We start from the raw sequence: 840 nt of genomic DNA, 5'->3' as shown, positions 1-840 counted from the left end.
GGACGACGCCGACGTGGAAGTACGGCGCGCGGGGCTCGGCGAGCAGGTCGTCGCCGTCGTCCCACCACGCGACGAGCCCGAGATGGTGCACCGGCGCGAACGCGGCGGCCCGTGTGCCGATGACGATCCTGGCGTGCCCCCGGAGCACCTTGAGCCACGCGGTGTAGCGGGCCTGGGGCCCCTGGTCGGCGGTGAGCCGCACGTGCCGTCCCTTGCCGAGCAGGGCCGTGAGCGCCGCGTCGAGGCGGTCGACGTCGCGGTGGTCCGGGACGACGACGAGCGCGCCGCGGCCGGCCGCCAGGGCTGTMGCGGCAGCGACGGCCAGGGCCGCGGGCCAGTCGGCGTCACCTGTTCGCCCCGGGAGCGCGGCCCACGCCGCCGCAGGCGCCTCCCCCGAGGCGACGCGACGCAGCCACGCCGGACCTGCGGGATAGGTCGCCCACGGGCCCGGTCCGGGCGCCGTGACGTCCTCCCGGGGCGGGGCCTCCATCGCCAGGGTGCGCTCGGCCGTGGCGTGGCGCTTCGGGACGGCCAGGCGCAACACGTCGCTCAGCGTGCCGGCATACCGGTCGGCGACGGCCCGGCACAGCGACAGCACCTCGGGGATCAGCACCGRCTCGGGGCTGACGACGCGGCGCAACGGCGTCAGCCGGCCGTCGTGCTGGGGCTGCTCGCGGCGCTCGACGACGAAACCGTCGAGCTCGCGTCCCGAGAAGCGCACCCGCACCCGGGCACCCGGGACGGCACCGGCGTCGAGGTCGTCGGGGACGGCGTACTCGAAGACGCGGTCGAGGTGGGCGAGCGGGGTCTCCACGACGACGGCAGCGACCGGCCCTGAGG

The 840-nt window shown here is 77.1% G+C and carries 1 protein-coding gene; it reads right to left on the bottom strand.

The genetic code is table 11. From position 1 onward, the window contains the following. The coding region (locus AC1DP0_RS22325) for a primosomal protein N' family DNA-binding protein (protein WP_478088836.1) at positions 1 to 840 on the bottom strand (840 nt) is incomplete at both ends.

The sequence above is a fragment of the Terrabacter sp. P5_B1 genome (assembly GCF_056400505.1).
Note: the sequence above shows the minus strand (reverse complement) of the source record. Positions and strands in the feature narration are given on the sequence as shown.